Genomic DNA, 14,619 nt, shown 5'->3' with positions numbered 1-14,619 from the left:
AAAAAAATCCCCATCTTTAAAACTTATTTGCGTTTAAATGATGGGATTCTTCGTGCTCTTCTTTTATTTTTTTCTTTTTATAACTTTCATCAGCTAACATTTCTAGTTCAGCTGTTATTTCTGATTTTTCAAGCTCTCTTTCTTGCGAAAATTTCCTTGAAATATAAACAATAACACTACCAACGTACAACACAAAGCATATAATAAGTGCAGTATTTTCATAGAGACTTAGCTCCAACACAGTCACTCCTAATCCATTCGTATTTTCACGCTTCTTTAATTGGAATTTCCCTACTAATCCATTCATTATTGTAACATAAAAATATCAATCCTTGGAATCTTTCATCCTATAAAAAAAGACATGATTGTTTCATCATGCCTCTGAAATGTGTTGAATGATTGTTTGAATTGCTTCTTTTCCATTATATTTTTTTAGCGCTGTTTTATACATCTCATTATTTTGATTTAATTCTTCGACATGCTTTATAAGAGATTTAACAGTCACATCTTCTTCATACAGTACGGAAGCATATCCTTGTCTTTCAAAAGACTCTGCATTTAGTATTTGATCTCCACGACTTGCAAATTTCGATAGCGGAATTAAAACCATCGGCTTTTGCAATGTTAAAAACTCAAAAATGGCATTAGAGCCCGCACGTGAAATAACAAAGTCTGTTATCGCTAATATGTCTGGCAGCTCTCCATGTATATATTCAAATTGTCTATATCCTTCTTTATTTTGTAAACTTTCATCAAGATTACCTTTTCCGCAAAGATGAACAATTTGATATTTTTTCAGAAGTTCCGGTAACACCTCTCGAACCGTTTCATTAATTTTCTTTGCGCCCAAACTTCCTCCCATGATTGTAATAACTGGCTTTTTACGTGAAAAACCTAAAAATGCTAAACCTTTTTCTCGATTTCCCTTTAGCACTTCTTCACGTACAGGAGATCCTGTATAGATTACTTTTTCTTTCGGTAAATGTTTCGCAGCCTCTTCAAATGTAACAAATATTTTCGAAGCAAAACGGAGCGCAATTTTATTTGCTAGTCCTGGCGTCATATCAGATTCATGTAATAAAACAGGGACTCTATTTAGCCATCCTCCAATTACGACTGGTACAGATACGAAACCACCTTTTGAAAAAATCACATCCGGTTTTAGTTTTCTGATCCTTACATACGCATCCATAACACCCTTCATTACAAGAAAAGGATCTTTTATATTTTTTAAATCAAAATAACGACGTAGCTTTCCGCTCGCAATACTATAGTATGGAATGCCTTCCTTTTCTATAATCGTTTTCTCAATTCCTTGATGTGAACCGATATAAGAGATATCCCAATTCTGTTCTTGTAAATGTGGAATGATGGCTAAATTAGGTGTTACATGCCCTGCCGAACCGCCACCTGTAAAGACTATTTTCTTCATACGTCTCCCCCTTCTACACTATAATACACTAAAATATCTTGCCTCAGGGTGAGAAAATACCATAGCCGTCACAGATGCTTCTGGCTCCATCATAAATCCTTCCGTTAATGAAATACCTATTTCTTCTGGATGAATAAGGCGAAATAACTTTTCTTGATCCGCAAGTTCTGGACATGCTGGATAACCGAAGGACACGCGTATCCCTCTATATTTCGTACGGAAACGTTCTTCCATCGTCAATTCTGGTGAATCTGGGATACCCCAGCGATCACGAATGAGCATATGTGTTTTTTCCGCAAGTCCTTCTGCTAGTTCAAGCGCTAACGATTGAATGGCATGACTGCGTAAATAATCACCCTTCGCCTTCCACTCTTCAGCAATGTCCCGAACGCCTTCCCCAACCGTAACAGATAGGAAAGCAACATAGTCCATCTCATCTCCAACTGGTCGTAAATAATCACCTAAAGTACGATATGGTGCTTTTCCTTGTCTTGGGAATGTGAAACGCTCTATAACACGCGTATGATCTTCTGGATCATATATTACAATATTTTGTCCGTCGCTTTGCGCTGGGAAAAATTGATACACCGCTTTCGGTTTTAACCAAGATTGGCCTTCCTGCAATAGTTCGTTTATTAAATCATTTAATTCGTGTGCTCTTTTATCTCCCTCTCGCAGAAGCTTCTTCACATTTCCTTTTAATCCAAGGTGATGTCCAAGTAACATCTGTCTATTTAAAAATGGAGCGAGATGAGCAACTGGAATATCACGTAATACAATTCGCTTTGTTGAATCAGGCACTATGACCTCTGCCTTCGGTAATGGCTCAATTACTGCTGGAATCTCTACTTTCTTCTCCTCTTTTTCTACGATATGAAGATGACGCTCTTTTTTATCTTGTTTCATCTTCTCACGCTCTTCTTCCTTTTGAAGCTTATTAATAATATCAAGACCAGTCATCGCATCACTCGCATAGCATACGAGCCCTTTATATGATGGTGAAATACGGTTATCTGTAAACTTTCTCGTTAACGCTGCCCCGCCTACAACGATTGGAACATCAATATTTGCTGCTTTTAAATCTTCAGCAGTCGTTACCATTTGTTGCGCTGATTTTACTAATAAACCAGAAAGACCAATAATATCAGGCTTCTTTTCTTGTACTTCTTGTACAATTCGATCCGAGCGAACATTGATTCCTAAATTAATAATCTCATATCCGTTATTCGATAAAATAATTTCAACGAGATTTTTCCCAATATCATGTACGTCACCTTTAACAGTTGCTAGTAATACTTTCCCTTTTTTCGCACTATCGCTAGATTCCATATGTGGCTCTAAATAGCTTACGGCAGCTTTCATACTTTCAGCACTTTGCAATACTTCAGCAACGATAAGCTCATTATTATTAAATAATCGTCCCACCTCATCCATCCCTGTCATAAGTGGGCCATTAATAATATCCAAAGGCTTTCTTCCTTCTGTAAGTGCAAGACTTAAATCTTCTTGTAACCCTTGCTTCGTACCTTCTACAATGTAATTTGCTAGCCTTTCATCAAGAGTTAATGTTTCTTGGATAACAACATCTTTCTTTTTTGCCACGCGATAGAAGTTTGTAAATTTTTCTAACGTCTCTTGCGTCGTTTCAAAAAGCAATGCATCTGCAAGACGTTTTTCTTCCTCAGGAATTGACGCATACCGCTCTAATTTTTCCGTATTCACAATCGCATAATCTAACCCTGCTTTCGTTGCATGATATAAAAAGACGGAATTTAATACTTCGCGTCCAGCTGGTGGTAAACCAAATGATATGTTACTTACACCTAAAATCGTTAAACACTCTGGTAACGCTTCTTTAATAAGGCGAATTCCTTGTATCGTCGCTGCCGCCGAGCCAATATATTCTTCATCACCTGTACCTACAGGAAATACAAGTGCATCAAAAATAATATCTGACGGGCGTATACCATATTTCGTCGTCAATAACTCATAACTTCTTTTCGCAATTTCAAGTTTTCGTTCTGCACTAACCGCCATACCATCTTCATCAATTGTTCCTACAACAATAGCAGCACCATATTTCCGAAGAAGCGGTGTCACTTTTTTAAATCGTTCTTCTCCATCTTCTAAATTAATTGAATTAATAACAGCTTTTCCTTGAATATAAGTAAGAGCTCGCTCCATCACATTTTCATCTGTTGAATCAATCATAATCGGTACTTTTAACACTTTCGTAACTTCTGCCAAGAAGTTTTCCATATCTTCTATTTCATCGCGATCAGGATCTGCCATACAAATATCAATAATATGAGCATTTTTCTTCACTTGCGCCCTTGCGACTTCAGCAGCCTCTTCAAATTTCCCTTCTGCTACCAATCGTTTAAATTTACGTGATCCAATAACGTTTGTTCTTTCACCAACAAATAACGGTCTCATAGAATCATCATATTGAAGTGCCTCTAATCCACTAACCCCATGCCCAGCTCTCTCTTGCTGTTCACGCGGCTTAAGAGACGCTAACGCAGATTTCATTGCTTTTACATGTTCTGGTGTTGTGCCACAACAACCACCGATAATATTAACCCATCCTTCTTCAGCAAATCGCTTCACTTTTTCAGCGAGAGAAGATGGAGATTCATGATAATGTCCATCTTCATCAGGAAGACCTGCATTTGGGTAGCAAGAAATGTAACACTCCGACAAATCAGACAGGGAACGAATATGGTCTCTCATAAACTCCGGACCAGTCGCACAGTTTAATCCAACAGACAATGGCTTCATATGTTCTACCGATAAGTAAAAAGCCTCAATTGTTTGCCCAGCCAGAGTCGTTCCCATCGGTTCAATCGTTCCCGAAATCATGATGGGTACAATTTTATTTAGCTCGTCGAAAGCTGCTTGAATTCCAATATAAGCAGCCTTCACGTTACGCATATCTTGACTCGTCTCAACGAGTAATACATCTACGTCGCCATTTAATAATCCTCTTGCCTGCCGTGTATAGGCTTCAATTAATTCTTCAAACGTCACACCACCAGTAACACTAATCGCTTTCGTTGTCGGTCCCATTGCTCCCGCAACATATACTTCTTTCCCACTTTCGTTAACCGCTTGCTTTGCTAAACGCGCTGCCTTCTCATTTAGTTCCTCATCTAAATGAGACAACTCATAATCACTTAATACAATATTTGTCGCCCCAAATGTATTTGTTTCAATAATATCCGCTCCAGCTTCAATATAAGCTTTATGAATCTTTAAAATGACATCCGGCCTTGTTTCTACTAAATATTCATTACAACCTTCGTACTCTTCTCCTCCGAAATCTTCCGCAGTTAAGTCCTCTTGCTGGATCATTGTTCCCATTGCACCATCTAATATTAAGATGTTATTTTGTAATTTTTCTTCTATACATTTCATCAGTTAATACCTTCTTTCACTTCTTGCTTTTCTCTCACATATTTAACAAGATGTTCTGTAATTTCATATTTTAGAAATGGTGTAATAAGATAAATGCCGTTAAAATATTTCATCGCTGCATCAATCAATTCTTGTGAAATGCGAATCCCTTCCTCAATTGCTGCGTCTTTCGTTTCATGTCCATCCATTCTCTCCCTTATTTCTTCAGGTAGCGTAATTCCTGGCACCTCAAAATGAAGAAAATCTGCATTCCGTTTACTTATTAATGGCATAATCCCAATGAAAATAGGTTGTTCCAAATGCTTTGTCGCTTCATACACTTCTTCAATTAACGCTATATCGTAAATTGGCTGTGTTAAGAAATATTCCGCTCCAGCATCTATTTTCCGTTCCATCCGCTTAACCGCTGCTTTTAAATGTCTTACATGCGGATTAAACGCACCTCCTACTGAAAATCTTGTTGCTGGTCCTATTGATTTCCCTAAAATGGAGCGCCCATCATTCATTTCTTTGATCATCTTAATGAGCTCAATAGAGGACAAATCATATACAGAAGTAGCACCTGGAAAATCACCAACACGTGCTGGATCCCCAGTTAAAGCTAGCACTTCTTCCATGCCTAACGCTGATAAGCCTAGTAAATGAGATTGTAGTCCGATGACGTTATGGTCTCTACACGTTAAATGCGTCAATACCGGAATATCATGCTTCGTTAATAATGCCCCCATTGCCATATTCGAGACGCGAGGCGATGCTAATGAATTATCTGCTAGAGTAATAGCATCTGCTCCAGCTCTTTTCAATGCTTTTGCGCCTTCAAAAAATCGCTGCGTATCTAATGTTTTCGGTGGATCTAATTCCACTACTACTGTTGTTTGTTTTTTTGCTTTCTCTGCTAATGTGACATGAGCTTTCGAACGTTTCTCGTGTGTATGAACTACTTTTGGTCTTTGAATCGTATCCTTTTCTATTACAGGTGTAACATTTGCAATTGCACGTTTCATACTTTCAATATGTTCTGGAGTCGTGCCACAACAACCACCTAATAACCGAATACCTTGCTCAATAAATTTTGGTGTCATCGCTTCGAAATAAGCTGGACTTCCCTCATATACGTAACGTCCCTCCACATAATTTGGGAGACCTGCATTCGGATATGCTGACAAGTATCCATTTTGCGGAATCGATATCATTTTAAAAGCTTCCGTCATATGAAGCGGTCCTAGTTGGCAGTTCAATCCAACAACATTTGCACCGTAATCTAGAAGTTGTTTTAAGATTTCATTTACATCATTTCCATTTTGAGTTGTGCCTGCCTCATGCAATGCTAATTGAGCTACAATTGGAATATTCGTTTGTTTTCGTAACACCTGAACAGCATGAAGTAATTCAAACTCATCATAGAAAGTCTCTAATAGCAGTCCATCAACCTGTTCTTCTAGTAATGCACTTGCCTGCTCAAGTAGCATAAATTCTCGCTCCATATCAGTTGTTGTAACAGCTCCGATATGTTTCATGCCACCAATTGTTCCTAAAATTGCATTTCTCTCTGTCACAGATGCTTTCGCCAATTTTACTGCCGCTCTATTAATTTCAGTAACTTGATTTTCTAAACCATACATACGTAATTTCGCTTCATTTGCTCCGTACGTATTTGTTTGAATTACATCAGCCCCAGCAGCTACATATTGCTTATGAATCGATATAATTAAATCCGGATCAGATATATTTAATTCTTCAAAACTACTTTGCAAGCCATGTGAATGTAATAACGTTCCAACCGCCCCATCACCTATTACAATTCCTTTTGATAATAAATCTAGTAATTTCACAAATCTCCCTCATTTCTATCAATATAAAAACCCCCTCTTCACTTTGAAGAGGGGGACATAATCAATCCTCCTCTTATCATGCAAAACATTCGTTTTGCAGGTATTAGCACCGTTTCAAACATTTTGTTTGAAGGTTGCCGGGTTTCACAGGGCCTTTCCCTCCACCGCTCTCAATAAGAGTTTGTCTTTATTATTTTATTTATGTAGCTAAAAGGAAATACGTTCCCCTTTTAACAATGTTTGTTAATTTTTTAATAAATTTAGCATGCACAAATGCAAAAGTCAATGACACTTGCGGAAAAATAAAAATTATTTAAAATAAAGTTGCAATTCAATTATCTTTTGTTGTAAAGTTAAAAACATAATAAAATTTCATACGAACATTCTTATCTAGAGAGGTAGAGGGACTGGCCCTATGACGCCTCAGCAACCATTAACATTTGTTAATAAGGTGCTAATTCCAGCAAATTGTGAAAAATTTGACAGATGAGAAGAAGACTCTATTCAAACCGAAAGCCTTCTTCTTAGAAGGCTTTTTTTATTTTCCCCCGCTATTTGAGGGCAGTAAGATTCCCAACTCAAAATTCAGCTGAAGCAAAGAAGTTAGGTGAGAATCGACTGCCCGTAAAAGCCCGATTGGTGAGGGCTGATGATCAGTGGGGGATGCCCCCTCACTGATTAATGTTTCACTTTACATTCACTTAATTGTTAATTTAAAAAGGAGGAATTTTTACATGTCAACTATTGAAACAAAACTAGCACAAATCGGAAACCGGAGCGAAACTACAACAGGAACTGTTAATCCGCCTGTTTATTTCTCAACTGCTTATCGTCACGAAGGAATTGGTAAATCTACTGGTTTTGACTATTCACGAACTGGAAATCCAACTCGCGGTCTTTTAGAACAGGCAATCGCAGACTTAGAATACGGCGAACAAGGTTATGCCTGTAGCTCCGGAATGGCGGCTGTTCTCCTCGTCCTTTCGCTATTCCGTTCTGGAGACGAACTTATTGTGTCTGAAGATTTATACGGTGGCACTTATCGATTATTTTCTGAGCACGAAAAAAAGTGGAACGTTCGATGTAGATACGTAAATACACAATCTATTAAACAAATTGAGAAAGCTATCACAACTGAAACGAAAGCTATTTTCATAGAAACTCCGACTAATCCATTAATGCAAGTTACTGATATTACCGCTGTCGCAACTGTAGCAAAAAGACACGGACTACTCCTTATTGTCGACAACACATTCTACACACCTTATATACAGCAGCCATTAACAGAAGGTGCAGACATTGTACTGCATAGTGCAACGAAATATTTAGGCGGGCATAACGATGTACTAAGCGGACTTGTCGTTGCAAAAGGAAAGGAACTTTGTGAGGAAATCGCTCATTATCATAATGCATCAGGCGCGGTCTTAAGCCCATTTGATTCATGGCTATTAATTCGTGGTATGAAAACGTTAGCGCTTCGCATGAGACAACATGAAGAAAATGCAAAAGCAGTTGTTGCTTATTTAAATGATGAAGATGGTGTGACAGATGTATTTTATCCTGGAAGAGGCGGCATGATCTCATTTCGTTTAAAAGATGAAACTTGGATCAATCCATTCCTACAATCTTTATCCTTAATTACATTTGCTGAAAGTCTCGGTGGTGTTGAAAGTTTAATGACATATCCGGCAACACAAACACACGCTGATATTCCTGAAGAAATCAGAACAGCAAACGGTGTATGTAATCGTCTTCTTCGATTTTCCGTCGGTATTGAAAATAGTAACGATTTAATTCAAGACTTACAGCAAGCCATTAAACTTGTAAAAGAAGGTGTAAGAATATGAGTTATTCTATAGATACACTTTTACTACACAACCAATATAAACACGACTCGCAAACAGGAGCTGTTAACGTTCCCATCTATAACACATCAACATTCCACCAATTTGATGTAGATACGTTCGGGAAATATGACTATAGCCGCTCTGGTAATCCAACACGTGAAGCGCTTGAAGATATCATTGCTTTATTAGAAGGCGGAACAAAAGGATTTGCCTTCGCATCGGGAATTGCAGCGATTTCTACTGCATTCCTCCTTCTTTCACAAGGTGATCACGTACTCATTTCAGAAGACGTATACGGAGGCACTTATCGAATTATAACTGAAGTTCTCTCACGTTACGGTGTTTCACATACATTTGTTGATATGACCAATTTGGAAGAAATAAAGCAGAACATTAAGCCAAACACAAAACTCTTTTATGTAGAAACACCTTCTAATCCACTTTTAAAAGTGACAGATATTCGTGCTGTTTCTCAACTTGCCAAATCTATTAATGCCCTTACTTTTGTTGATAATACATTTTTGACACCATTATTCCAGAAGCCACTTGATCTTGGTGCCGACGTCGTTCTTCATAGTGCCACAAAATTCATTGCCGGTCATAGTGATGTTACTGCCGGGTTAGCTGTTGTAAAAGATGCCGAACTCGCCCAAAAACTTGGATTTTTACAAAATGCATTCGGCGCTATTTTAGGTCCTCAAGATTGTTCTCTCGTGCTTCGCGGCCTAAAAACATTGCATGTACGTCTTGAACATTCAGCTGCTAACGCCAATAAAATTGCACACTATTTACAAGAGCACGCTAAAGTTCAAAATGTCTATTATCCTGGTTTACAAACACATCTTGGATTTGACATTCAACAATCTCAAGCTACATCAGCCGGAGCTGTCCTATCTTTCACTTTACAATCAGAAGACGCACTCCGCCAATTTTTATCAAAAGTAAAATTGCCTGTCTTTGCCGTTAGTTTAGGAGCTGTCGAATCGATTCTTTCCTACCCAGCTAAAATGTCACATGCCGCACTATCACAAGAAGCTCGTGATGAAAGAGGCATTTCTAATTCATTACTTCGATTATCCGTCGGTCTTGAAAATGTAGACGATTTAATATCCGATTTTGAAAATGCCCTTTCTTATGTAGAAGAACCTGTAAATGCATAGGACGAACAAAAGATATGAAATTAAGTTTTCATATCTTCTTTTTATGCTGTTGAGTATATTTTTTACTTTTCGTATAGTTCATAAAAAAACGAAAGAGCACCATCTATTTCCAAGTAATAAATTAATTGATATATTAAGAAGTAAAAAAAGGGGCAAAAATAATGGATACTTGTGCAGATGTTTTAATCGTTATCGATTTACAAAATGGAGTATGTTATAACGAAGAACATTTATTTGACTTACAAAACCTACTTACAAAAGTAAATAACAGAATTTCTTCCTACAGAAAATTAAACAAACCCATTCTTTTCGTTCAACATTGTGATGATGATTTAGTACCCGAAAAAGAACTTTGGGCTATTCATGCTGATCTAGATGTTCAAGAACAAGATTTTTTTTTAAGAAAAACACACGCCAATTCATTTTATAAAACAAACTTAAAAGAAATTTTAGATCAACTATCTGTAAGTTGTATTGAATTTTGTGGTGCCCAAACAGAGTACTGTATGGATGCTACGATTAAATTCGCTCATGGACTAGGGTACGAAAACTTCATGGTACAGAAAGCAACCTCTACGTTAAATAATCCATTTATGTCTGCAAAAGATACAATTGATTTTTATGAAAATATATGGAATCACAGATTTTTAAAATTGATACAAGGTGAACGCTAGAATATATAACTAATTTCTTGGTAATTCTAAGATTTATCAGCTATATTCAAACATTTCGTTTTCACCATAAAGAAGCTGACTACATTCAGCTTCTTTTCTTATAACCTGTTTTATATTCTATATATAACATTATAATTCCTTTGTCATATTATTTTAAAAATTTCGTATATTCATTTGAAAGAATAAGAAATTCATGATAAAATTGTGTTACAAATATATCTATATCTTTCAATTTTTAAAACGCATCGAAATTTTCACCCAAAAATGCCATTTTACAAAACCGTGCTAATTTATCTACTTTATTTACATCAGGGTCTCTTTTCTTACAATTTCTTTACTTTAGGACTTTTTTTCTGCAACAACTGTTTTCTTTTCTTTAATTTTTTGGTATGTATAGTATGGTATAACAGCTCACACGGAGGTGGAAAAGAACATGTTAGAAACCTTTCAAAAAGAAATAGAACTATATGAAAGCAATGCAGAATTATTGAAAGTACTTGCTCATCCTGTTCGCTTATGTATTGTAAAAGGATTAATTGAACGCGGTCCAAGCAACGTTTCTACAATGTACACTGGCTTAAACATGCCACAATCTACAATTTCACAGCATTTAGCAAAGTTAAAAAGTGCTAAAATCGTTTCAAGTGAAAGAAAAGGATTAGAAATTTATTACAAAGTAGAAAACGAGACAATTATTCAACTCGTTCGCGTATTATTGGGTTAGGGACTCATAAACAGAGAAAAAGGACGTATTCTATATTTTTTATCTCATATCTTTAATATAAATATATATCATGAGAGGAAATATATGATGCTACATAAGTCGTATTAAAAAACAAGACACAGACATATGCTGTGTCTTGTTTTTTTATATTTTCAAATACCGATTCAGGTGTAACTGTTGCATATGTTTCGTATGTATCACAACATCAAATGCACTCCCTAACCCTCCGCTCAAAATCATAGAACGAACTGCACGATTTTGTTTTTGAGTTTCAGAAAAAGGATTTCTATCTTGGTGACCCGTAAGCTGATCTAGTATTCCTGCTGCTAACAAGAATTCAGACTGCTTCTTATGCCATACTGTATCCATGCCTTGCAAGCTAAACATCTCTTTCAGTTCATCCCAATGAATATGAGCAGTAAGATCCATTTCACCTGGATGTGCTAAAGGATTACGGATTAGCTTATGCTCGTAATATCCTCGTAAACTTCCTTCTTGATGTGCAGGATGCATCCATTCTTCTTTTGTATATCCATAATCAACTGTAATACATATACCTTTTTGAAACCATTTCCCAATGTCTTTTATATATTCTTCCATCGCAATTGGCACTTCAAAACGCTGACCTTCTGCAAGATGAATATTATATCTCAATAAGTATCGACCGATGCTTTTATGTAACGGCCTCCTTACTTCTGCAAGTTTCCCTTCCTCCGTGTACGTAACACGTACCTCATACAACATTCCATTTCTCTTCTCAATTACTTCAACAGGAAATGCATCAAATAACTCATTCGAAAAAAGAATCCCATCGAACGATTCTCTCATTTCACTATGCGACGTAAAATACGAAACATTTGAAAACGAACAAAGATTTTTCTGCTGTAAGTTTCTATGAAAAGGACTCATTTCAATCATTGAATAGTTTAAATCAATAAAGGTTTCTGGAGAGACTTGCTTCCATTCTTGTAAAACATCATAGGCAAACCTTCCTGTTCCCCCACCAATCTCACAAATATTCGGAGCAACTTCACCACTTTCAACAAGACGAATAAAAAACTTAGCAAAGGTTTTTGCAAAAACAGAGGATACATTGCTACTTGTAAAAAAATCCCCTTGCCTTCCAATTTTTTCACGTTCTTTCATATAATAGCCATGCCCCTCTGTATACAATACAAGGTTCATATACGTACTATACGAAATTGAATAATCCTTCTCTTTCCCCATCCATTCTTTTAAAATGAGCTCCATCCCCATAATGACTCCTTACTGTAAAAATGGATTATTTTCTTTTTCAAAACCAATGCTTGTTTCTGGACCATGTCCACATAGCACCGCTGTTTCATCTGGTAATACAAATAATTTTTCTTCAATACTTCCAATCAATTCAGCAAAACTTCCACCAGGTAAATCTGTTCTTCCGATGCTCATTTGGAACAATACATCTCCAGAAAATACAGCATTCGCCTCTTTACAATAATAAGAAATACTACCCGGAGAATGTCCTGGCGTCTCAAAAATCTCAAAATTAAATGAACCAATCGCTAATGCACCTTCTGCATCAATAATACGATCTGCTGGTTTTGCTGTAATGCTGCGATTCATCATAAAAATTTGAGAGCCATTTACAGTTGCATCGCCTAACCAATCTGCTTCTTCTTTATGTACGTACACTGGAATATGAAAAGCGTCTCTTACCGCATCAACAGCGCCAATATGATCGAAGTGAGCATGTGTTAATAAAACAGCCAGTGGCTTTAATTGTTCTTCTTGTAAATATGTAACGAGCTTCTCTCCTTCGTGACCAGGATCAAAGATAATACACTCATTTTGATCATTCGTTAAAATATAAGCATTCGTTTGTAATGGGCCTAACGGCATTTGTATCCATTTCATATGAAAATCTCCTCCAATTATTAAACTTACTTTCAATGATACAACATTTTTTTCTCTTAGGAAAAGAAAGGATGCTATCTCGACAATCATTTTTAAAACATGTACAATATAAAAGAGTAAATATTCCAAAAACTCATATTAAGGAATGGGTAGACAGAGGAGGATATTGTATGGGCCTTGTTATTATTTTTGCGCTAGTCACTCTGTTAGCTGTATTTGCTACGCTTAGAACACTTCGTGAAAAGAACTTTTTCGCAGGCGGCTTTGCAATTGCAACTGTACTCGTTTTCGGATGGTTTACGATCATGACTGTTCTATATAACGGGTACCCACCAGCAGCTTAATTCATTAACATGTTATTCTTCATCAAGATTTCACACAAAAAGAGGAAGGGTTTCCCCTTCCTCTTTTCATATTTCACAACTTATACCATCTTCGCTTCGTATTTGTGCTTTTTTACAAGCCAAGCTCCTCCGATAACACCTGCATCATTACCAAGTATTGCAATCGCTAACTTCGTGCTCTTTACAGCACGTGAAAAAGCATATTGCTCGAAATAACGTTGAATTGGCTCTAATAGTGCATCTCCAGCTTTAGACACACCGCCACCAATAACAATTTTCTCTGGGTTCAACGTACTAGCAAGGTTCGCTACAGCTAATCCTAAATAAGAAGCTACTTTTTCTACTACTTCGCCTGCTAGCTCGTCACCTTGTCCAAGTGCTTCAAACACATCTTTTGATGTAATGCGCCCTTCTTCTGCTAACATAGAACGTAGCATACTCTCTTTATCAGTCTCTTGTATTTTTTGCATAGCAACACGCACAATACCTGTTGCAGATGCAACTGTTTCTAGGCAACCAGACTTCCCGCAATTACATGGGAAAGCATTCTCTGTAACGACTGTAATGTGTCCAATCTCACCAGCAGCACCACTTACGCCGTGTACAATCTCACCATTGGCAATTACACCGCCGCCAACACCAGTGCCAAGTGTCATACAGATTAAATCTTTTGCTCCTTCACCGGCACCTTTCCACATCTCACCAAGCGCTGCTAAGTTTGCATCATTATCAATAACAACAGGTAATCCTGTTTCTACTTCTAATAAATCTCTTAACGGATAGTTTTTCCATCCTAAGTTAACCGCTTCGTAAATCATTCCAGATGCCACGTGTACAGGACCAGGAGCTCCCATACCAATACCGATTAACTTGCTTTTCAATTCGCCTAACTCTTCTAACTTTTTATCAATAGCTTTCGCTACATCAAGCGTAATATGTTTTCCTTGCTCATTTGTATTCGTAGGGATTTCCCACTTATGTAAAATTTCACCGTACACATTAATAAATGCTAATTTAATCGTTGTACCACCAAGGTCAACACCAACTAACCATTTCTCTTCCATGTTGCTTACCTACCTTTATCTAATTCTTATTTAGCTCTTTTTGAATTTCTTGCTTCAATAAAAATAAAGCTGTTTGATAGTCTTGTGGATCGATTAGCTGTGATTGATTTAATTCACGCAATTCATCTTGCATTAATTGTAAATCTGCAATTCGATCACCCGTATAAATAATCGTACCAAATTTCTTTAGCAATTGCTGAATATCATAAATAGATACCATTTCATCACC

Annotated in this window: 13 protein-coding genes and 2 riboswitches; of the genes, 5 read left to right on the top strand and 8 right to left on the bottom strand. The window is 36.9% G+C overall.

Translation table 11 applies throughout. The features are described from left to right. Positions 1 to 16 precede the first annotated feature (16 nt). The 4 genes from ACXVYO_RS21110 to ACXVYO_RS21095 all read right to left on the bottom strand — a co-directional run bounded on the left by ACXVYO_RS21110 (position 17) and on the right by ACXVYO_RS21095 (position 6,681). Positions 17 to 307, bottom strand: a complete 291-nt coding sequence (locus tag ACXVYO_RS21110; protein ID WP_097864753.1) for a DUF3966 domain-containing protein — start codon at positions 305 to 307, stop codon at positions 17 to 19. Positions 308 to 373: 66 nt separating this feature from the next. Then, entirely contained in the window at positions 374 to 1,432 is a 1,059-nt protein-coding gene (murG, locus tag ACXVYO_RS21105; protein ID WP_458468400.1) for an undecaprenyldiphospho-muramoylpentapeptide beta-N-acetylglucosaminyltransferase, read from the bottom strand. A gap of 18 nt (positions 1,433 to 1,450) precedes the next feature. After that, positions 1,451 to 4,849 (bottom strand): methionine synthase, encoded by a 3,399-nt coding sequence (gene metH / locus ACXVYO_RS21100; RefSeq protein ID WP_458468399.1) that lies wholly within the window; start codon positions 4,847 to 4,849, stop codon positions 1,451 to 1,453. After that, positions 4,849 to 6,681 carry a bifunctional homocysteine S-methyltransferase/methylenetetrahydrofolate reductase gene (locus tag ACXVYO_RS21095; RefSeq protein WP_458468398.1) on the bottom strand — a complete coding sequence of 611 codons (1,833 nt, stop codon included), beginning with the start codon at positions 6,679 to 6,681 and terminating at the stop codon, positions 4,849 to 4,851. Before ACXVYO_RS21095 ends, metH begins: the two co-directional genes overlap by 1 nt. A gap of 70 nt (positions 6,682 to 6,751) precedes the next feature. After that, positions 6,752 to 6,861: riboswitch (SAM riboswitch) on the bottom strand. 203 nt (positions 6,862 to 7,064) lie between these two features. Next, positions 7,065 to 7,174: riboswitch (SAM riboswitch) on the top strand. Between the two features lie 241 nt (positions 7,175 to 7,415). On the opposite strand from ACXVYO_RS21095, the gene metI reads away from it, so the two are divergent. From metI to ACXVYO_RS21075, 4 genes are all read left to right on the top strand, one after another. Then, positions 7,416 to 8,528 carry a cystathionine gamma-synthase/O-acetylhomoserine thiolyase gene (metI, locus tag ACXVYO_RS21090; protein WP_458468397.1) on the top strand — a complete coding sequence of 371 codons (1,113 nt, stop codon included), beginning with the start codon at positions 7,416 to 7,418 and terminating at the stop codon, positions 8,526 to 8,528. Further along, the gene (gene metC, locus ACXVYO_RS21085; protein ID WP_073516513.1) at positions 8,525 to 9,688 is read left to right on the top strand and encodes a cystathionine beta-lyase; all 1,164 of its coding nucleotides are present in this window, start codon (positions 8,525 to 8,527) and stop codon (positions 9,686 to 9,688) included. The genes metI and metC overlap by 4 nt, the downstream gene beginning before the upstream one ends. A 161-nt stretch (positions 9,689 to 9,849) precedes the next feature. Beyond that, on the top strand, positions 9,850 to 10,362 hold the full coding sequence (locus tag ACXVYO_RS21080) for a cysteine hydrolase family protein (RefSeq protein ID WP_458468396.1): 513 nt from the start codon (positions 9,850 to 9,852) through the stop codon (positions 10,360 to 10,362). A gap of 433 nt (positions 10,363 to 10,795) precedes the next feature. Then, positions 10,796 to 11,086 (top strand): ArsR/SmtB family transcription factor, encoded by a 291-nt coding sequence (locus tag ACXVYO_RS21075; protein ID WP_000894375.1) that lies wholly within the window; start codon positions 10,796 to 10,798, stop codon positions 11,084 to 11,086. Positions 11,087 to 11,230: 144 nt separating this feature from the next. On the opposite strand, the gene ACXVYO_RS21070 is transcribed toward ACXVYO_RS21075, so the two are convergent. Together ACXVYO_RS21070 and ACXVYO_RS21065 are read right to left on the bottom strand one after the other, a co-directional pair. Beyond that, positions 11,231 to 12,343, bottom strand: coding sequence for a class I SAM-dependent methyltransferase (locus ACXVYO_RS21070; RefSeq protein ID WP_458468395.1), 1,113 nt, complete (start codon positions 12,341 to 12,343; stop codon positions 11,231 to 11,233). Positions 12,344 to 12,352: 9 nt separating this feature from the next. Continuing rightward, positions 12,353 to 12,982, bottom strand: coding sequence for an MBL fold metallo-hydrolase (locus ACXVYO_RS21065; RefSeq protein ID WP_237979501.1), 630 nt, complete (start codon positions 12,980 to 12,982; stop codon positions 12,353 to 12,355). Positions 12,983 to 13,152: 170 nt separating this feature from the next. On the opposite strand from ACXVYO_RS21065, the gene ACXVYO_RS21060 reads away from it, so the two are divergent. Next, positions 13,153 to 13,326, top strand: a complete 174-nt coding sequence (locus tag ACXVYO_RS21060) for a DUF2759 domain-containing protein (protein ID WP_000524846.1) — start codon at positions 13,153 to 13,155, stop codon at positions 13,324 to 13,326. An 80-nt stretch (positions 13,327 to 13,406) separates the two neighbouring features. Here the strand turns inward: ACXVYO_RS21060 and glcK are convergent, their stop codons facing one another. Both glcK and ACXVYO_RS21050 read right to left on the bottom strand, forming a co-directional pair. Beyond that, positions 13,407 to 14,390, bottom strand: a complete 984-nt coding sequence (gene glcK, locus ACXVYO_RS21055) for a glucokinase (protein ID WP_073516517.1) — start codon at positions 14,388 to 14,390, stop codon at positions 13,407 to 13,409. A 19-nt stretch (positions 14,391 to 14,409) separates the two neighbouring features. After that, positions 14,410 to 14,610, bottom strand: coding sequence for a YqgQ family protein (locus ACXVYO_RS21050; RefSeq protein WP_000253699.1), 201 nt, complete (start codon positions 14,608 to 14,610; stop codon positions 14,410 to 14,412). Between the last annotated feature and the right edge of the window lie 9 nt (positions 14,611 to 14,619).

The organism is Bacillus sp. BC08 (genome assembly GCF_054326875.1).
This window is presented reverse-complemented; position numbering and strand designations above follow the sequence as displayed.

Excerpts from the sequence above, each read along its gene's own strand:
- ACXVYO_RS21110 (WP_097864753.1), bottom strand. The coding sequence starts at position 307 with ATGAATGGATTAGTAGGGAAATTCCAATTAAAGAAGCGTGAAAATACG.
- murG (WP_458468400.1), bottom strand. The coding sequence starts at position 1,432 with ATGAAGAAAATAGTCTTTACAGGTGGCGGTTCGGCAGGGCATGTAACA.
- metH (WP_458468399.1), bottom strand. The coding sequence starts at position 4,849 with ATGAAATGTATAGAAGAAAAATTACAAAATAACATCTTAATATTAGAT.
- metI (WP_458468397.1), top strand. The coding sequence starts at position 7,416 with ATGTCAACTATTGAAACAAAACTAGCACAAATCGGAAACCGGAGCGAA.
- metC (WP_073516513.1), top strand. The coding sequence starts at position 8,525 with ATGAGTTATTCTATAGATACACTTTTACTACACAACCAATATAAACAC.
- ACXVYO_RS21080 (WP_458468396.1), top strand. The coding sequence starts at position 9,850 with ATGGATACTTGTGCAGATGTTTTAATCGTTATCGATTTACAAAATGGA.
- ACXVYO_RS21075 (WP_000894375.1), top strand. The coding sequence starts at position 10,796 with ATGTTAGAAACCTTTCAAAAAGAAATAGAACTATATGAAAGCAATGCA.
- ACXVYO_RS21070 (WP_458468395.1), bottom strand. The coding sequence starts at position 12,343 with ATGGGGATGGAGCTCATTTTAAAAGAATGGATGGGGAAAGAGAAGGAT.
- ACXVYO_RS21065 (WP_237979501.1), bottom strand. The coding sequence starts at position 12,982 with ATGAAATGGATACAAATGCCGTTAGGCCCATTACAAACGAATGCTTAT.
- ACXVYO_RS21060 (WP_000524846.1), top strand. The coding sequence starts at position 13,153 with ATGGGCCTTGTTATTATTTTTGCGCTAGTCACTCTGTTAGCTGTATTT.
- glcK (WP_073516517.1), bottom strand. The coding sequence starts at position 14,390 with ATGGAAGAGAAATGGTTAGTTGGTGTTGACCTTGGTGGTACAACGATT.
- ACXVYO_RS21050 (WP_000253699.1), bottom strand. The coding sequence starts at position 14,610 with ATGGTATCTATTTATGATATTCAGCAATTGCTAAAGAAATTTGGTACG.